This window comes from Bradyrhizobium sp. 138 (genome assembly GCF_023074075.1).
Classification (GTDB): Bacteria; Pseudomonadota; Alphaproteobacteria; order Rhizobiales; family Xanthobacteraceae; genus Bradyrhizobium.
On the sequence record NZ_JADPKT010000022.1, the window covers coordinates 418,637 to 434,909 of the forward strand.

At 64.7% G+C, this 16,273-nt stretch carries 14 protein-coding genes; 9 read left to right on the plus strand and 5 right to left on the minus strand.

Translation table 11 applies throughout. The features are described 5' to 3' along the window. Window positions 1-28 precede the first annotated feature (28 nt). Window positions 29-1,996 carry a hypothetical protein gene (locus IVA79_RS13745; RefSeq protein ID WP_247553589.1) on the plus strand — a complete coding sequence of 656 codons (1,968 nt, stop codon included), beginning with the start codon at window positions 29-31 and terminating at the stop codon, window positions 1,994-1,996. Window positions 1,997-2,287: 291 nt separating this feature from the next. Here the strand turns inward: IVA79_RS13745 and aspS are convergent, their stop codons facing one another. Continuing rightward, window positions 2,288-4,060 (minus strand): aspartate--tRNA ligase, encoded by a 1,773-nt coding sequence (gene aspS / locus IVA79_RS13750; RefSeq protein ID WP_247553592.1) that lies wholly within the window; start codon window positions 4,058-4,060, stop codon window positions 2,288-2,290. 196 nt (window positions 4,061-4,256) lie between these two features. Here aspS and IVA79_RS13755 point away from each other — a divergent pair, with 196 nt between their 5' ends. The 6 genes from IVA79_RS13755 (at window position 4,257) to IVA79_RS13780 (ending at window position 10,175) form a co-directional block, all read left to right on the plus strand. Then, on the plus strand, window positions 4,257-5,729 hold the full coding sequence (locus tag IVA79_RS13755) for a protein adenylyltransferase SelO (protein WP_247553594.1): 1,473 nt from the start codon (window positions 4,257-4,259) through the stop codon (window positions 5,727-5,729). 43 nt (window positions 5,730-5,772) lie between these two features. Continuing rightward, window positions 5,773-6,012, plus strand: coding sequence for a hypothetical protein (locus tag IVA79_RS13760; RefSeq protein WP_247553596.1), 240 nt, complete (start codon window positions 5,773-5,775; stop codon window positions 6,010-6,012). 147 nt (window positions 6,013-6,159) lie between these two features. Next, window positions 6,160-7,011, plus strand: coding sequence for a phosphodiesterase (locus tag IVA79_RS13765; RefSeq protein WP_247553598.1), 852 nt, complete (start codon window positions 6,160-6,162; stop codon window positions 7,009-7,011). Window position 7,012: 1 nt separating this feature from the next. Beyond that, a complete protein-coding gene (locus IVA79_RS13770; RefSeq protein WP_247553600.1) occupies window positions 7,013-7,963 on the plus strand; it encodes a sugar ABC transporter permease in 951 nt (316 codons plus the stop codon). After that, window positions 7,960-8,829 carry a carbohydrate ABC transporter permease gene (locus tag IVA79_RS13775; RefSeq protein WP_247553602.1) on the plus strand — a complete coding sequence of 290 codons (870 nt, stop codon included), beginning with the start codon at window positions 7,960-7,962 and terminating at the stop codon, window positions 8,827-8,829. Before IVA79_RS13770 ends, IVA79_RS13775 begins: the two co-directional genes overlap by 4 nt. Before the next feature lie 11 nt (window positions 8,830-8,840). Beyond that, complete coding sequence (locus IVA79_RS13780; protein ID WP_247553604.1) at window positions 8,841-10,175, plus strand: ABC transporter substrate-binding protein; 1,335 nt, start codon at window positions 8,841-8,843, stop codon at window positions 10,173-10,175. A gap of 131 nt (window positions 10,176-10,306) precedes the next feature. Here IVA79_RS13780 and IVA79_RS13785 read toward each other — a convergent pair whose 3' ends face one another. Next, window positions 10,307-11,296 carry a zinc-dependent alcohol dehydrogenase family protein gene (locus tag IVA79_RS13785; protein WP_247553606.1) on the minus strand — a complete coding sequence of 330 codons (990 nt, stop codon included), beginning with the start codon at window positions 11,294-11,296 and terminating at the stop codon, window positions 10,307-10,309. Window positions 11,297-11,400: 104 nt separating this feature from the next. Between IVA79_RS13785 and IVA79_RS13790 the strand changes: the two genes are divergently transcribed. Both IVA79_RS13790 and rnd read left to right on the plus strand, forming a co-directional pair. Next, on the plus strand, window positions 11,401-12,300 hold the full coding sequence (locus IVA79_RS13790) for a LysR family transcriptional regulator (RefSeq protein ID WP_247553608.1): 900 nt from the start codon (window positions 11,401-11,403) through the stop codon (window positions 12,298-12,300). Window positions 12,301-12,654: 354 nt separating this feature from the next. Next, a complete protein-coding gene (gene rnd, locus IVA79_RS13795) occupies window positions 12,655-13,803 on the plus strand; it encodes a ribonuclease D (RefSeq protein WP_247553610.1) in 1,149 nt (382 codons plus the stop codon). A gap of 155 nt (window positions 13,804-13,958) precedes the next feature. Here the strand turns inward: rnd and IVA79_RS13800 are convergent, their stop codons facing one another. From IVA79_RS13800 to IVA79_RS13810, 3 genes are all read right to left on the minus strand, one after another. Beyond that, window positions 13,959-15,341, minus strand: a complete 1,383-nt coding sequence (locus tag IVA79_RS13800; protein ID WP_247553612.1) for an aspartate aminotransferase family protein — start codon at window positions 15,339-15,341, stop codon at window positions 13,959-13,961. 164 nt (window positions 15,342-15,505) lie between these two features. Beyond that, complete coding sequence (locus tag IVA79_RS13805; protein WP_198172520.1) at window positions 15,506-15,676, minus strand: hypothetical protein; 171 nt, start codon at window positions 15,674-15,676, stop codon at window positions 15,506-15,508. Window positions 15,677-15,706: 30 nt separating this feature from the next. Continuing rightward, window positions 15,707-16,270: an isochorismatase family protein gene (locus tag IVA79_RS13810; RefSeq protein ID WP_247553614.1), complete on the minus strand. Its 564-nt coding sequence runs from the start codon at window positions 16,268-16,270 to the stop codon at window positions 15,707-15,709. Window positions 16,271-16,273: the final 3 nt, after the last annotated feature.

Genomic DNA, 16,273 nt, shown 5'->3' on the forward strand with positions numbered 1-16,273 from the left:
CGCAAAACGAGCAACTGGAGCAAACGAAATGAAGCGAATCCTGATCGGCCTGGTCGCACTCGTCGTGCTCGGCGCGGGCGGATGGTTCGGCTTCAACCTCTACCTTCAGCATCGCGCCACCGCCGAGGTCGAGGCCGCGTTCGAACGGATCCGTTCGAATGGGGGCAAGGCGAGCCATGGCAAGATCGGGTTCGAGCTCGCGACCCGGACGCTGACGATCGAGGATATCGCGGTCGAGCCCGCCCAGCCGCAGCTCACCAAAGTCAAGGTCGCAAAGGTCACGGCCGTCGGCGTTAGCCAGCCAGACGAGGCCCACTTTTCGGCCGACAGCATTGAAGCGTCAGGGGTCGAGGTCGCCTTCACATCCACCGAGCGGGCGAAGCTGAAGGCGAACTACAAGATCCCACAGATCAGCGCGCGCGACTTTTCCGGCCCGACCCGTGCAGACGGTCCGCCGCTGTCCGGCTCGATCATCGACATGTATCGTTTCATGCTGGCGCAATACGCGACCGTCTCGGCGTCCTCGATCGCGGTGCCGACCCTCGCGGTCAGCGTCGATGCGGGCGCCGGCAATGCCGGCAGCGGTGATTATGTCTATTCGGGTCTGTCGGTCCAGAACCTCAAGGGCGGCCAGATCGAGACGGCGAAGACGGACCGCGTCAGCTTTACGCTCGACCTGGCCCAGCCGGGCAAGTCCGCGAAGATGACCGGCGAGATGTCAGGTCTGGCCATCTACGATTTCGACGCGACTGCTGTGAAGGCTGCGCTCGATCAGCAAGGATCGAGCGACGACAATTTCCGCAGGATCTATCGACGCATCTCGGCCAATTCATACGTGGTCACGATGGCACCTGGCGCGCGCGTGCAGATCGACGGCATCAGCTTCGACGACATTGCGATCCGGCCTTCGAAATTCCGCCCGGCCGAGATCATCGCGCTGGTGCCGGCTGACGGCTCGATCCCGACGCCGGCGCAGTCGCGCGACATGATCGCGAAGGTGGCCGATTTCTTCGAAGGCTTTCAGATCGGCAAGGCGGAAATCGGCAAGCAAACGGTCGAGACGCCGCAAGGGACGGGGCGGCTCAACGCGGTCAAATATGATCAGGACAAGATCGCGCTGGAAGGCCTCGACATGCCGCTGCCGCAGGGCCAGCTCAAGATGGAGCGCTTCACGCTGAAGGCCTTCCGCGTGGCAAATCTGATGCGCTGGGCGGCGAGCCTCCAAACGTCCGGGCAGCCGCCCTCGCCCGATCAGATGCTGGGCCTGTTCCGCGTGCTCGAAGGCGCCGAGGTCAAGGGCGTGGTGGCACCCCACAAGAACTCGCGCCAGCTCATCACCATCGACACGCTCAGCCTGGACTGGGGTCAGTTGGTCGGATCGATCCCGAGCAAGGCCAATCTGGTGGTGAAGATGGTCACGCCCACCGATCCCGCCAACCCGGCGCTGCGGCCGCTGATCATGGCGGGCGTCGACAAGCTCGCGATCAACCTCGATCTCGGCGCCGCCTGGACCGAGTCATCAGGCGCGTTCGCGCTCGCGCCCGCCACGATCGACCTCGGCAATCTCGCCAGGGCGCAGGCCCGCCTCGCACTCGCCAACGTTCCGCGCGGGGTATTCACGACCGATCCGGTGCAGGCTATTAGCGATGCCGAAAAGATCGAGACCGGCGCAATCGAGCTCTCGTTGCGGGACAGCGGCGCCGTCGATCTCGTCGTGGCACAGTTCTCGCGCATCCAGAACGTCAGCCGCGATGCCGCCCGCCGTGCCATCGTCGAGATGATCCGCGCGCAGGGCGAGAAGCTCGCGGCGTCCAATCTCGATGTTCGGGCTGCGGCGGACGCGCTCGCCGACTTCGTCTCGACGTCAGGACAGACGCTGGCCATCAAGCTGACCCCGCTCGGCAGGCTGCCGGTGCTTCAGCTCATGGATGTCCTCAACAACGAGCCGATCATCGCGCTGGCGCAGTTCCGGATCGAGGCGTCGACGGGGCTGTAGGGGCATCGAGCGAAAGTGGTGGCAGCTGGCCTGCCGAAATCCCTCCCCGTCATTGCGAGGAGCCCTTGCGACGAAGCAATCCAGGCTGCCTATGCGGAGGCGGTCTGGATTGCTTCGCTACGCTCGCAATGACGGTATGGAAAGAGCGGAAGCCACATCGGATGTAGTGTGGGCAAAGCGAAGCGTGCCCACCATCTCTCGCGATCATACGGAGATCGTGGGCACGGCGCTATGCGCCTTTGCCCACCCTACGGGACCGAGTCCGAGGCACGCGTACGAAACCGCCGCCCCTCACTTCTGCGGCAGGTTGACCCGCACATGCAGCTCGCGAAGCTGCTTCGTGGTGGCGTCCGAGGGCGCGCCCATCAAGAGGTCCATGGCCTGCTGGTTCATCGGGAATAGCGAAATCTCGCGCAGATTGTTGGTGCCGCACAACAGCATCACGATGCGGTCGACGCCGGCGGCCATGCCGCCATGCGGCGGCGCGCCGTACTGGAAGGCACGGTACATGCCGCCGAAGCGGTCGACCACTTCCTGCTCGCCGTAGCCCGCGATCTCGAACGCCTTCACCATCGCTTCCGGCACGTGGTTGCGAATGCCGCCCGAGGCGATCTCGTAGCCGTTGCAGGTGATGTCGTACTGGAACGCCTTGATGGTCAGCGGATCCTGGCCCTTCAGCGCCTCGAGGCCGCCCTGCGGCATCGAGAAAGGGTTGTGCGAGAAATCGACTTTCTTGTCTTCCTCGTTGTACTCGTACATCGGGAAGTCGACGATCCAGGCGAGCTCGAACCGCTCCTTGTCGGTGAGGTTCAGCTCCTCGCCGACCTTGTTGCGGGCCAGCCCCGAGAACTTCCAGAACTTGTCGGGATCGCCGGCGACAAAGAAGGCGGCATCGCCCTCCTTCACACCGATCTGCGCACGGATCGCGGCAGTGCGCTCCGGCCCGATGTTATTCGCAAGGGGACCTGCGCCCTCGCCGCCCTCGCGCCACATGATGTAGCCAAGACCGGGCTGGCCCTCGCCTTGCGCCCACGAATTCATGCGGTCGCAGAACGCACGGCTGCCGCCGCCCGGCGCCGGAATCGCCCAGACCTGGTTCTTAGGATCTTCGAGCATGCGCGCGAACACCTTGAACCCGGAGCCGCGGAAGTGCTCGGAGACGTCCTGCATCTCGATGGGGTTGCGCAGGTCCGGCTTGTCGCTGCCGTATTTGCGCAAGGCTTCGGCGAACGGAATCCGGCGCCAGCCCTTCGTCACCGGCTTTCCTCTCGCGAACTCCTCGAACACGCCGGTGATGACCGGCTCCATCGCCGCGAACACGTCGTCCTGCGTGACAAAGCTCATCTCGACGTCGAGCTGGTAGAACTCGCCGGGCAGACGGTCGGCGCGCGGGTCCTCGTCGCGGAAGCAGGGCGCGATCTGGAAGTAGCGGTCGAAGCCCGACATCATCAGGAGCTGCTTGTACTGCTGCGGTGCCTGCGGCAGCGCGTAGAACTTGCCGGGATGGATGCGCGAAGGCACCAGGAAGTCGCGCGCGCCTTCCGGCGAGGACGCGGTCAGGATCGGGGTGTTGAACTCGAAGAAGCCCTGCCCCTCCATCCGCCTGCGCATCGACTTGATGATCTCGACGCGCGTCATGATGTTCTGGTGCAGTTTTTCGCGACGCAGATCCAGGAAGCGATATTTGAGCCTGATGTCTTCAGGGTATTCCTGGTCTCCGAACACCGGCAGCGGCAGGTCGCCGGCCGGGCCCAGCACCTCGATCTCGGTGACGTAGATCTCGATCTTGCCGGTCGGCAGGTCGTCATTGTCGGTGCCCTCGGGGCGGCGGCGGGCCTTGCCGTCCATGCGCACCACGAATTCCGAGCGCAGCTTTTCAGCCAGCGAGAACGCCGGCGAGTCCGGATCGACCACGCACTGGGTCAGGCCGTAATGGTCGCGCAGGTCGATGAACAGCACGCCGCCATGGTCGCGAACGCGATGGACCCAGCCTGACAGGCGGACCGTCTCGCCGATGTTGCTCTCGCGGAGCGCGCCGCATGTATGTGACCGGTAGCGATGCATGGTCGTCCCAAAATCAATGTCTGAGGAAGCGAATCGAACGGCCTGTCATGGCCGATCCGAGATTGCGGCAGGGTTTACCCGACGAGGCCCAAGGCGGCAACCAAGGGAACGGCCTGTTTTGGGCCGGAAGCGCCCATTTTTGGCATATCAGAGCCCGAGCCTTTGCCATCAGCCGTTCCAGCCCTATCTTGAGGCCATGACGGTTCATTTCCCCTTCCAGAACTCCTATTCGGCGCTGCCGGACAGCTTCTTTGCCCGCGTCGCACCGACCCCGGTCGCCGCTCCCCGGCTGATCAAGCTGAACCGGCCGCTGGCGGCCCAGCTCGGGCTCGATCCGGACGTGCTGGAGACTGCGGAAGGCGCGGCGATCCTGGCCGGCAAGACGGTTCCCGAGGGCGCCGATCCCATCGCCATGGCCTATGCCGGCCACCAGTTCGGACAGTTCGTGCCCCAGCTCGGCGACGGCCGCGCCATCCTGCTCGGCGAGGTCATCGACAAGGACGGCATCCGCCGCGACATCCAGCTCAAGGGATCCGGCCCCACCCCGTTCTCCCGCCGCGGCGACGGCCGGGCTGCGCTCGGTCCGGTCTTGCGCGAGTACATCGTCAGCGAAGCCATGTACGCGCTGGGCATCCCGACCACGCGCTCGCTTGCCGCCGTCGTCACCGGCGAGCACGTCATCCGCGAGACTGCGCTGCCCGGAGCCGTGCTGACGCGGATCGCCTCCAGCCATATCCGCGTCGGCACCTTCCAGTTCTTTGCTGTCCGCCGCGACACCGAGGCGATCCGCCGGCTCGCCGACCACGTCATTGCCCGTCATTACCCGGAGCTGATGCAGGCCGAGCGGCCCTATCACGCGCTGCTCGCCGGCGTCGTCGCGCGCCAGGCCGAGCTCGTCGCACGCTGGCTGCTGGTCGGCTTCATCCATGGCGTGATGAACACCGACAACAGCTCCATCTCCGGCGAGACCATCGACTACGGCCCCTGCGCCTTCATGGATGCCTACAACCCCGCGCAGGTGTTTTCCTCGATCGACGAGATGGGCCGCTACGCCTATGCCAACCAGCCGCGCATCGCTTTGTGGAATCTGACACGCCTCGCCGAATGCCTGCTGCCGCTGTTCTCCGACGAGCAGGAGAAGGCGGTCACTGAGGCCCAGGACATTCTTGGCGCGTTCTCGGACCAGTTCAGCGAGGCCTATCAGGCGGGCCTGCGCCAGAAGGTCGGCCTGTTCACGATGCGCGACGGCGACGATGCGCTGATCCAGGACCTCCTGGATGCCATGGCCAAGAACCAGGCCGATTTCACCCTCACCTTCCGCAAGCTTGGCGACGCCGCGGCTGATGAAGGCGCCGACGTGCGCGCCCAGTTCATGGAGCCCGCAGCCTTCGACGAATGGGCCGGCCGCTGGCGCGCGCGCATCGCGCTGGAGCAGCAGAGCGTCGCCGAACGGCAAGCCGCCATGCACGCCGTCAATCCCATGTTCATCCCGCGCAATCACCGCGTCGAGGCCGTGATCCAGGCCGCCGTCAACGACGACAATTACGCGCCGTTCGAGGAACTGGTGAAAGTGCTGGCGAAGCCGTACGAAGACCAGCCGGACTACGCCGCCTACGCCGATCCGCCACTGCCGGACCAGCGTGTGCTGCAGACGTTCTGCGGGACGTGAGGCAAGCTTCGAAGGGGCCGCTCAAATGAACCGGAACGGTCCAATGACCAGCGACGAGATCGAGGTAATCAAGGCGCGCTGCGAGCAGGCCACCGCGGGTCCCTGGAAATCGTTCATCGAGAAACGCGATAAATTCAGCGGCTCAGACTTCATCCAGACCGGAGGCGAAGACTTCTACCTCACCGGCGCGACGCTCGCCGATCAGGAATTCATCGCCCACGCGCGACAGGATATTCCAAAACTGATCGCCGAGATCGAACGCCTGCGCGCGCTTGTTCGCTAGAGCGCCCTCTCCCGCACGCTTCTTCCCTGTGGAAGCTACCTGCCACGGGAACCGCTGTCATCAAACTGAAACACACGCGCTCTAACCGCCTGTCAGGGTCGTCTTGCCGGAGGCGCCCGTCCTCCAACCGTCCCGACACAGCGCGCCATGCCCTTCAAATTCATCCACCTCACCGACACGCATCTGGCGAATCCCGGATTGACGCTCTATGGGCTCGACCCGCGCGCCCGGCTGGACGCGGCGATTGCCGACATCAACCGGCATCAGTCCGATGCCGCCTTCGCGGTGGTGACCGGCGATCTCACCCATTGGGGCGAGGCAGAGTCCTACGCCAATTTCGGCGAGGCGATGTCGGCGCTGAAGATCCCGTACATCGCCATGGTCGGCAATCACGACAAGCGCGTGGCTTGCCTCGACGGCCTGAAGGCTGCCCCGCGCGATTCCAACGGCTTCGTGCAGGGCACGCGCACCACCGAGCACGGCCTGTTCGTCTTCCTCGACACGCTGGACGAAACCAGCCACGCTGGCGAGATGTGCGCCAAGCGCTTCGAATGGCTTGCCAAGACGCTCGCCGCGGCGCCCGCTGACCAGCAATTCGTCGTCTTCATGCATCATCCGCCCTTCCCGGTCGGCGTGCACGCGATGGACCAGATCGGGCTGAAGCAGAGCGCGGAATTTTCGGAAGTCATCGCGCCCTATCGCGCGCGCATCCGCCACCTCTTCTTCGGCCATGTGCACCGGCCGATCTTCGGCAGCTACGGCAAGATCCCGTTCTCGACGCTGCGCGGCACCAACCACCAGGTCTGGTTCGAGCTTGACGCTGCGGCCACCGAGCATCTCGCCAGCCACGAGCCGCCGGCCTATGGCATCGTGCTGATCGACGACGAGAATCTCGTCGTGCACAGCCACGACTTCCTCGACACCAGTCTGCGCTTCCCCTTCGAGCCCCCGGCGGGAGTGGACGGCCGCGACTATGCGCTCAATTTCCCGGCGCGGTAAGATGAGCCTCGCTGAACCCGCGGCTCTCCCGGTCGCGACCTCGGCGGCGCCGCGCCTGGATGTTATGAAGCGCTTCACCACCCGCTTCAAAGCCTCGCTGCCGGCCTATCTGCTGCTGCTGCCTTCGCTGATCTTCCTCGCGCTGTTCACCTATGGCGCGATGGGACGCGTGTTCGTCGATGCGCTCTATCAGCGTACGACGCCCAAGGCGCCGGTCCGCTTCGTCGGTCTCGACAATATCAGCGCCGTGCTGGCCGACCCCGCCTTCACCGGCGCCGTCGTCAACAACCTGATCTACGCCGTCGGCACCGCGGTCCCGAGCATCGCCCTGGCGCTGTTGTTCGCACTGGCGCTGTCGCGCACCAACGTTGTCAGCAGCGCGCTGCGCGCCGCGCTGTTCCTGCCGGTGCTGATCCCGATGGTCGCGGCCTCCGCGCTGTTCATGTTCGTTTTCCTGCCCAATGTCGGCCTGCTCGACTACTACATCGGCCGCCTGCTTCCGGTGCTGCCGAACTGGCTCGGCGATGGCGACATCGCGCTTTATGCGATCATGGTCATCACCGTCTGGAAGAACGCCGGCTATTACATGCTGTTCTTCCTCGCCGGCCTGCAGGCCGTGCCCGAGGACGTGATGGAGGCCGCCCATCTCGACGGCGCCGGGCCTTACATGCGCCTGCGCCACATCATCCTGCCGGAGCTGAAGCCCACCTTCCTGTTCGTCACCGTCATCGCAATCCTCAACGCGGTGACGCAGGTCGACCACGTCTTCGTCATGACCCAGGGCGGCCCGTCGAATTCGACCAATCTCGTGCTGTTCTACATCTACCAGCAGGCGGTCGAGCATTACGACGTCGGCAAGGCCTCGGCGGCAACGCTGCTGACACTCGCCGCGCTGATGAGCCTCACCGCGCTCTCGTTCCGCACTATGGCCAACCGCGAGGGCGGGCCATGACGCTGTTCAGCCGTCTGTTCGGGGACGCCCCACTCGCCACAAGGGGCGAGATCACGCCGAAGCTCGGCTTCGCGCTGACCGTGCTGCTCGCGATCGTCTGGCTCATCCCCTTTCTATGGATGGTCGTGGCGACGCTGCGCCCGGCCTCCAACGGCATCAACGCCATGGCCGAGCTGATGCCGAGCCTGAAGCCGACGCTCGACAACGTCAGGGATGCCTGGGAGATCGGCGATTTCCCGCGCTACACGCTCAACACCACCATCATCTGCGCCGGCATTTTGCTGGTGCAATTCGTCACGGTCACGCTGGCGGGCTTTGCCTTTGCGCGCCTCGCCTTCGTCGGCAAGACGGTGATCTTCTATCTGTTCCTGATGCAGCTGATGCTGGTGCCGGTGCTGCTGATCGTGCCGAACCTGTCGCTGGTGGCCCAGCTCGGCCTCTACGACACGCTCACCGGCGTGATGATGCCGTTCTTCGCCTCGGCCTTCGGCACCTTCCTGATGCGCCAGGCTTTTGAGGCCATTCCGACCGAGCTGGAAGACGCCGCCCTGATCGACGGCGCCAGCCTGCTCCAGCGCATCCGCCACATCTACGTGCCGCTGTCGATGCCGAGCTTCTCGGCCTTCGCCATCATCTCCGTGACCAGCCACTGGAACGACTTCCTGTGGCCGCTGATGGTGATCAATTCTCCGGACAAGCGGCCGCTCACGGTCGGCCTCTCCGTCTTCACCAAGACCGCCGAAGGCACCCAGGCCTGGGGCACCATCGCCGCCGGCACGCTGATGGTGATCGCCCCGCTGCTCGTCACCTTCCTGATCTTCCAGAAGCGCTTCATCAGCTCTTTCGTCACCTCAGGCATCAAATAGGAGATTTTCCGATGCTGTTCTCCCGCAGGCTCATACTCGGCCTTGCTATGGCAGGCACACTGGCAGGCGCCCTCGCCTTTCCGGCTCTCGCCGGCGAAGGCCCGACCGAGATCGATTTGTTCTTTCCCGTCCCCGTCGACGGCAAGCTCGCCCGCGACATGGGCACAATGATCAAGGAGTTCAACGAGACCCATCCTGACGTCAAGGCAACGGCCGTCTACACCGGCTCCTACGACGACACGCTGATCAAGACGCGCGCCGCGATCAAGGCCGGCAAGCCGCCGTCCGCCGTGATCATGTCGGCCAACTTCCTGCTCGACATGCAGATCGAGAACGAGCTCACCAATCTCGATGCCCTGATCAAGGCCGACGGCACCACCAAGGAGCAGTTCCTCGGCCAGTTCTTCCCGGCCCTGCAAGGCAACGCGGTGATCAACCGCTCGGTCTACGGCGTGCCGTTCCACAATTCGACGCCGCTGCTCTACGTCAATGCCGACAAGGCCAAGGAGGCGGGCCTCGATCCGGACAAGCCGCCGCAGACCTGGGCCGAGCTCACCGACTGGGCCAAGAAGCTCACCAGGCGCGAGGGCGACAAGGTGACCCAATGGGGCCTCGCGATCCCCTGCGCTTACGACTATTGCGGCTGGATGATGGAAACGCTCACCATGAGCAATGGCGGGCGCTACTACAACGAGGAGTTCGGCGGCGAGGTCTATTACGACACCCCCTCGATGTTAGGGGCGCTCTCCTGGTGGAACGACCTCATCGCCAAGCACAAGGTGCATCCGCCCGGCGCGACGCCTGGACCTGCCGTGAGCACGTCCTTCATCTCCGGCAACGCCGCGATGATCATGCTGTCGACGGGCTCGCTCACTTACGTGCGCGACAATGCCAAGTTCGCCTACAAGGTCGCCTTCATCCCGCGCAACGTCCGCAACGCCGTGCCGATCGGCGGCGCCTCGCTGATCATTCCGGCCGGTCTCGAAGCCGACAGGCAGAAGGCTGCCTGGACGCTGATCAAGTGGATGACCTCGCCGGAGAAGAGCGGGTGGTGGAGCCGTGCCACCGGCTATTTCGCGCCCAACATGGCGGCGTACAAGACGCCTGACATGGTCGAATTCCTGAACAAGAACCCGGACGCCAAGACCGCCGTCGAGCAGCTCGACGTCGCAAAGCCCTGGTTCGCGACCTACAAGACCGTCCCTGTCCGCAAGAACCTCGAGGACGAGGTGATGCTGGTCCTCAACGGCAAGAAGCAGCCGAAGGAAGCCCTCGCCGCCGCCCAGAAGGCTGCTGACGAGACGCTCAAGCCGTACAATGCGGAGACCTCGCTGAAGCTGCCGTGAGGCCGCTTGTAGGGTGGATTAGCCTGCGGCTGCGCAAAGCGCAGTCGCGGGCGTAATCCACCTTCTTCGCCCCCGCGGATACGAACAGTGGTGGGTTACGCCTTCGGCTAACTAACCCACCCTACAGATCCTCAGACCGTCACCACGATCTTGCCGAACTGCGTGTTCGACTCCAGGAAGCGATGGGCCGCAACGATCTCCTCGAACCGGAACGTCCTGGCGATGATCGGCTTCAACGCGCCGTCCGCCAACCCCTCGAGGATAAATGATTTGGCCCGCGCCAAGCGCACGGGATCGCGGATGATCTCGTGGACGAGGTAGCCGCGCATGATCAGGCTCTTGGTCAGCACGTTGAAGAGCGGAAACGGCGTCGGCTCGGGGCTTAGCCCGCCATATTCGATCAGGATGCCGCCCGTGGACATCGCCGCGGTCAGCGGCTCGAAAGCCGGCCCGCCGACCGCATCGAACACCACGCGGACGCCGTTTGAACCGGCGATCGCCGCCAGCCGCGCTCCGATGTCCTCTTCGTCCGAGGCGATGACATGGGCGGCACCGGCATCGCGCAAGGCGCGCCGCTTGGCGGAGGTCCGCGTCAACGCGATCGGGGTTGCACCGATCCGGTTGGCGATCTGAATGGCCGCTAGTCCAACACTGCTCGATGCCGCCGTGATCGCGACGACGTCCCCTCGCCCAAGCCCGGCGATGTCGACCAGCGCGCCGTAAGCCGTCAGATATTGCATCCACACCGCGGCCGCCGTCTCGAACCCAAGCTCTGGCGGATGCTTCACGACGATCTCGGCAGGAAAATTCGCAAGCTCGGCATAGGCCGGCCATCGCACCATCGACAGAGGCGGCACGATGCTGACGGCATCGCCCGGCGCAAAGCCGGCGACATCCTCGCCAACAGAAGTGACGATGCCCGCCGCCTCCAGCCCAAGACCGGACGGAAACGTCGCGGTCTCGATATAAGTCCCCCTCCGCAACAGGGCTTCCGCACGGTTGAGGCCCAGCGCCTTGACTCTGATCTGCACCTCGGCCCGTGCCGGCGGTGCGACCTCGACGGTCTCGATCTGCAGCACTTCGGGGCCGCCATGCCGATGAAAGCGAACGACGCGGGCCATTGGATCCACTCCAAAACAATTGAACTGAATGGAGCTATGCCGCGCTGGCGGAAGCGGATAAATCACCTCACAGAACGAACAGTCGAAACCAAGAGTTTCTAATCATGGACCGCCTTACCAGCATGGCCGTGTTCGTCAGGGCCGTCGATCTCGGCTCGTTCGCAGCTGCGGCCGACGCCCTCGAAATGTCCGGGCCGATGGTCGGCAAGCATGTGCGCTTCCTCGAAGAGCGTCTTGGCGTCCGCCTCCTCAACCGCACCACGCGGCGCCAGAGCCTGACCGAGGCTGGCCAGGCCTATTACGAGCGCTGCCGCGCAGTGCTGAGCGAGGCCGAAGCCGCCGACGCCGTCGTGGCCGACGAACTCTCCGAGCCGCGCGGCAGGCTGCGCGTCACCATGCCCGCCTTGCTGGGACGGCACTGCATCGCTCCCTTGCTGATGAAGCTCGCGCGAAAATATCCGCATCTCGAGCTCGACCTCTCGTTCGGCGACCCGATCGCCGACATCATCGAGGCCGGCTACGATCTTGCGATCCGGACCGGCGAACTCGACGACCAGTCAGGCCTGATCACGCGGCGCATCGCAAGCCAGCGCATGGTGGTGTGCGGCGCCCGTTCGTATCTGCGCGCCAACGGCAGGCCGAAGACACTCGACGATCTCGCCGCACACCAGGCGATCATCTATCGCCGCTCCGGGCGCGTTCGGCCGTGGCTGTTTCCGCTGGGCAGCCAGCCTCCACGCGAGATCATGCCGTCAGGCAGGCTGAGGCTCGATGATCTCGAGGCGATTGCCGATGCCGCTACGCAGGGCATGGGGCTCGCCTGGTTGCCCTATTGGCTGGTCCGCGAACGCCTCGGCACCGGCGCGCTGGTCGATCTGTTCAAAGGCCAGCCGGAATTCCTGTACGACTGCCACGCGCTATGGCCACGGTCGCCCCGGATGCCGCCAAAGCTTCGCGCCGCGGTCGACGTGCTCGCAGCCGCCCTGCCGAAGCTCATGACCTGATGGCGGCCTCGATCCGCGTTAACCCCCCATCCACCATCCGGCGGCCCGCACCGCCGGTAACCATTGGAATTAACAGACCCTCAACGCACCCCCGACAAATCTATCAATGTTTCTGGAGATTTCGCCGTGGATCTGTTGGTTTTCGAGTTCCTGGGATTGGCATTGGTCGCCATGTGCGTGGTCGTGGTGGCGCTGCCCTGCGCCCGCAAATCCTCGCACCGGGTCCGCTACGAATAGGAATTTCGTCGGAAAAGGGCGATTCCGGCCCAAATACAAGGCCCGAATTCGCATCGAGCCCCTTGACATCACAGCACTTTCGGCAGAACGGCTGATGGCAAGTGTCATGGGCCGTTCATGGATTTGATTACCACCACCGCTGACCTCGCGGCTGCCTGCAGCCGGCTAGCCAAGCACCCCGTCATAACAGTCGATACCGAGTTCCTGCGCGAGACCACCTACTACCCGCTGCTGTGCGTGGTGCAGATGGCCAGCGCCGAGGAAGCCATCGTCATCGACACCCTGGCCGCAGGCATCGACCTCAAGCCGTTCTTCGAGCTGATGGCCAATGAGAGCGTGCTGAAGGTCTTCCACGCCGCCCGCCAGGACATCGAGATCATCTGGCACCAGGCCAATATCATCCCGCATCCGGTGTTCGACACCCAGGTTGCCGCGATGGTGCTCGGCTACGGCGACAGCATCGCCTACGACGCGCTGGTCGAGAAGGTCGCCGGCCACCGTCCGGACAAGACCCACCGCTTCACCGACTGGTCGCGCCGGCCGCTGACCAAGGAGCAGATGCACTACGCGGTGTCCGACGTCACGCATTTGCGCGACGTGTTCGCCGCGCTCGACGCCGACCTCAAGAAGCGCCGCCGCAGCGAATGGGTGTCCATCGAGATGGAGGTCCTCACCTCCCCCAGGACCTACGACTTCCACCCCGAGCGCGCCTGGGAGCGGCTGAAGACGCGGGTGCGCAAGCCGAAGGATCTCGCGGTGCTGATGGAGGTCGCGGCCTGGCGCGAGCAGGAAGCCCAGAGCCGTGACGTGCCGCGCGGCCGGGTGCTGCGCGACGAGGCAATCAGCGACATCGCGACCCACGCACCGACCACGCTGGAAAAGCTCGCCCATCTGCGCTCGGTGCCGAAGGGGTTCGAGAAGTCCAAATGGGGCGCGGACATCGTCGCCGCGGTCGAGCGCGGGCTGGCGCGGGATTTCTCGACACTGCCGAAGCTGGAGAAGCCGCGCAACAACAACAACGGCGCCGCCATCGTCGAGCTGTTGAAGGTGCTGCTGCGCATGACCGCCGAGCGCCACGCGGTCGCCAGCAAGGTGATCGCGACGGTCGACGATCTCGAAGAGATCGCAGCCGACGACGAGGCCGACGTCCCCGCGCTGCGCGGCTGGCGCCGCGAGCTGTTCGGCGATGCCGCCTTGAAGCTGAAGCGCGGCGAGCTGGCGCTGGCGATCGAGAAAGGCCGCGTGATCGGGGTTCAGCGGGCGTAGGCCACGCTGCTTCCACAGCGTCATTGCGAGGAGCCCGCGACAAAATTGCGAAGCAATTTTGCGCTGGTGCGACGAAGCAATCCAGCGTCTTTCCGCGGAGACGGTCTGGATTGCTTCGCTACGCTCGCAATGACGGAATTTGACGCGCCAGCCCCCTATGCCGGCGTCAGCTTCGCGACTTCGCCCTTCATATCCTCCAGCACGCCCGAGATCGCGGCGACCAGATCGTCGATCTGGGCCTTGGTTGTAATCAGCGGCGGGCAGATGGCGATGGCGTCGAGCATGTTGCGCGAGATCACGCCGCGCTCCTGGAGCATGCGGCTGGCAATGCCGCCGACCGCGCCGGGCGTCGCGGCCGCGCTCTTGCGGCCCTTGTCGAGCACGAGTTCGATCGCCGCGATCATGCCGACGCCGCGGACCTCGCCGACCAGCGGATGGCTGGTGAGCTCGCGCAAGCGGGCCTGCATGTAGCCGCCGAGCTCGGCGGCATGCGCGACCAGGCCGCGCTCTTCGATGATCTTGAGGTTTTCCAGCGCAATCGCCGAGCCGACCGGATGGCCGCCCGCGGTGAAGCCGTGACCAAGCACGCCGATCTTGTTGCTCTCGTCCGCGATCGGCTCGAACATGCGCTCGTTCAGCAGGATCGCCGACAGCGGGAAATAGCTCGAGGTGATCTGCTTGGAGACCACGATCGCATCGGGCTTGATGCCGTAGGTCTCGCAGCCGAACATCTTGCCGGTGCGGCCGAAGCCGCAGATCACTTCGTCGGCGACCAGCAGGATGTCGTACTTGTTCAAGACCTTCTGGATCTTGTCCCAATAGGTCGCCGGCGGCACGATGACGCCGCCCGCCCCCATCACCGGCTCGCCGAAGAACGCCGCGATCGTGTCGGGCCCTTCCTTCTGGATCAGGGCGTCGAGCTCCTCCGCCCGGCGTGTCGCAAACGCCTCCTCGCTCTCGCCGGGGGCGCCGTCCTTGTAGAAATGCGGCGAGCCCGTGTGCAGGATGTTCGGCAGCGGCAGGTCGAACGAGCGATGGTTGTTCGGCAGGCCCGTGAGGCTGGCCGAGGCAATGGTGACGCCGTGATAGGCGCGCATGCGGCTGATCACCTTCTTGCGCTGCGGCTGGCCGAGCGCGTTGGAGCGATAAGCGATCAGCTTCAACACGGTGTCGTTGGCTTCCGAGCCGGAATTGGTGAAGAACACCTTGCTCATCGGCACAGGCGCGAGCGCGACCAGCTTCTCGGCAAGGTCGATCGAAGGCCCGTGCGATTTGGCGGAGAACGTGTGATAGAACGGCAGCGCCTGCATCTGCCTGTGCGCGGCCTCGACCAGCCGCTTCTCGTTGAAGCCGAGCCCGACGCTCCATAAGCCCGCCATCGCCTCGAAATAGCGCTTGCCCGACGCATCGAAGACGTAAGGACCTTCACCGCGCTCGATCACCAGGGGACCCGCCTGCTGATGCGCGCGCGCGTTGGTGTAGGGATGGAGCTGATAGGCCACATCCCGGGCCTCTTGCGAATTGGGCAGCATGGACATTTGCGAAGATCCTTGAAAGCGTCACGTCGCAGGCAGAGCCGGCGTCATCACTCGATGATCAAGCACCTTGGCTATTGCGACAGCGCGAAGCTTGCAACGGCAATTCGTCGGCAGCAAGCGCCGAGCAGCGTTGCGCAAAGCCGCATGTCGGGATTGCGCAGCTCTCACGCCGCGTCGTCGTCATGCCCATCGTCGGCACCGGCAGCGGCTTCCCTCACCTCCACCAGCGCCATCGAGAGCAGATAGACCGTCGTCGGCAGACCCAGCCTGCGCGCCGTCTCGGCGGCATGCGATAGGTCGCTCGCCAGCTCCTTGAGTTCGTCTCCCCGTGACAATCTCTCACCCCATCCGCCGGTCGCGGCCGCCTACACCGCAACGGCGCCGCTGGTTCTGATCAGTTCGGCGCTGGACTGGATTGTAGCAAAGTTCCCGATCACATTCACTACCGCATGCTTGTAGGCGGCGGCATCGCCTGCGCCTGGCTGCCGGCAAGCCACGGCGTCAGTAACCAGTTGATAGCGATGGCTGCGGTGAAACCCCTCCACGGCGGTGGCCAGAATGGTCTCGTCCAGGGAAAACCCGATCAGAATGCAGCGCATGGTGCGGATATTGGACATGTAGTCCACAAACCGCGCCGAGCTGTAGGCGGACGGCAGCGGGTGCTCGAACGTCATCTCTCCCGGCTGCGGCTTGGTCTCTTCGATCCAATCGGTCAGCCTGGATGCCGGATTGAACCAGGCGGCCTGCGCGATGCGCTTCAGATGCATCACCGGCCACAGATGGCCGCGCCACAGCGTCAGCAGGTCCAGGCAGCGCGCCGTGGCGGCATCGCCATCGAGAATGACGTGGCAGCGCCCGGGGGTCAGGTATTCGACCTGGAGATCCGCGCAGACCAGGATCGGCGGATCATCGTGGATGGAAGCCGGCATCGT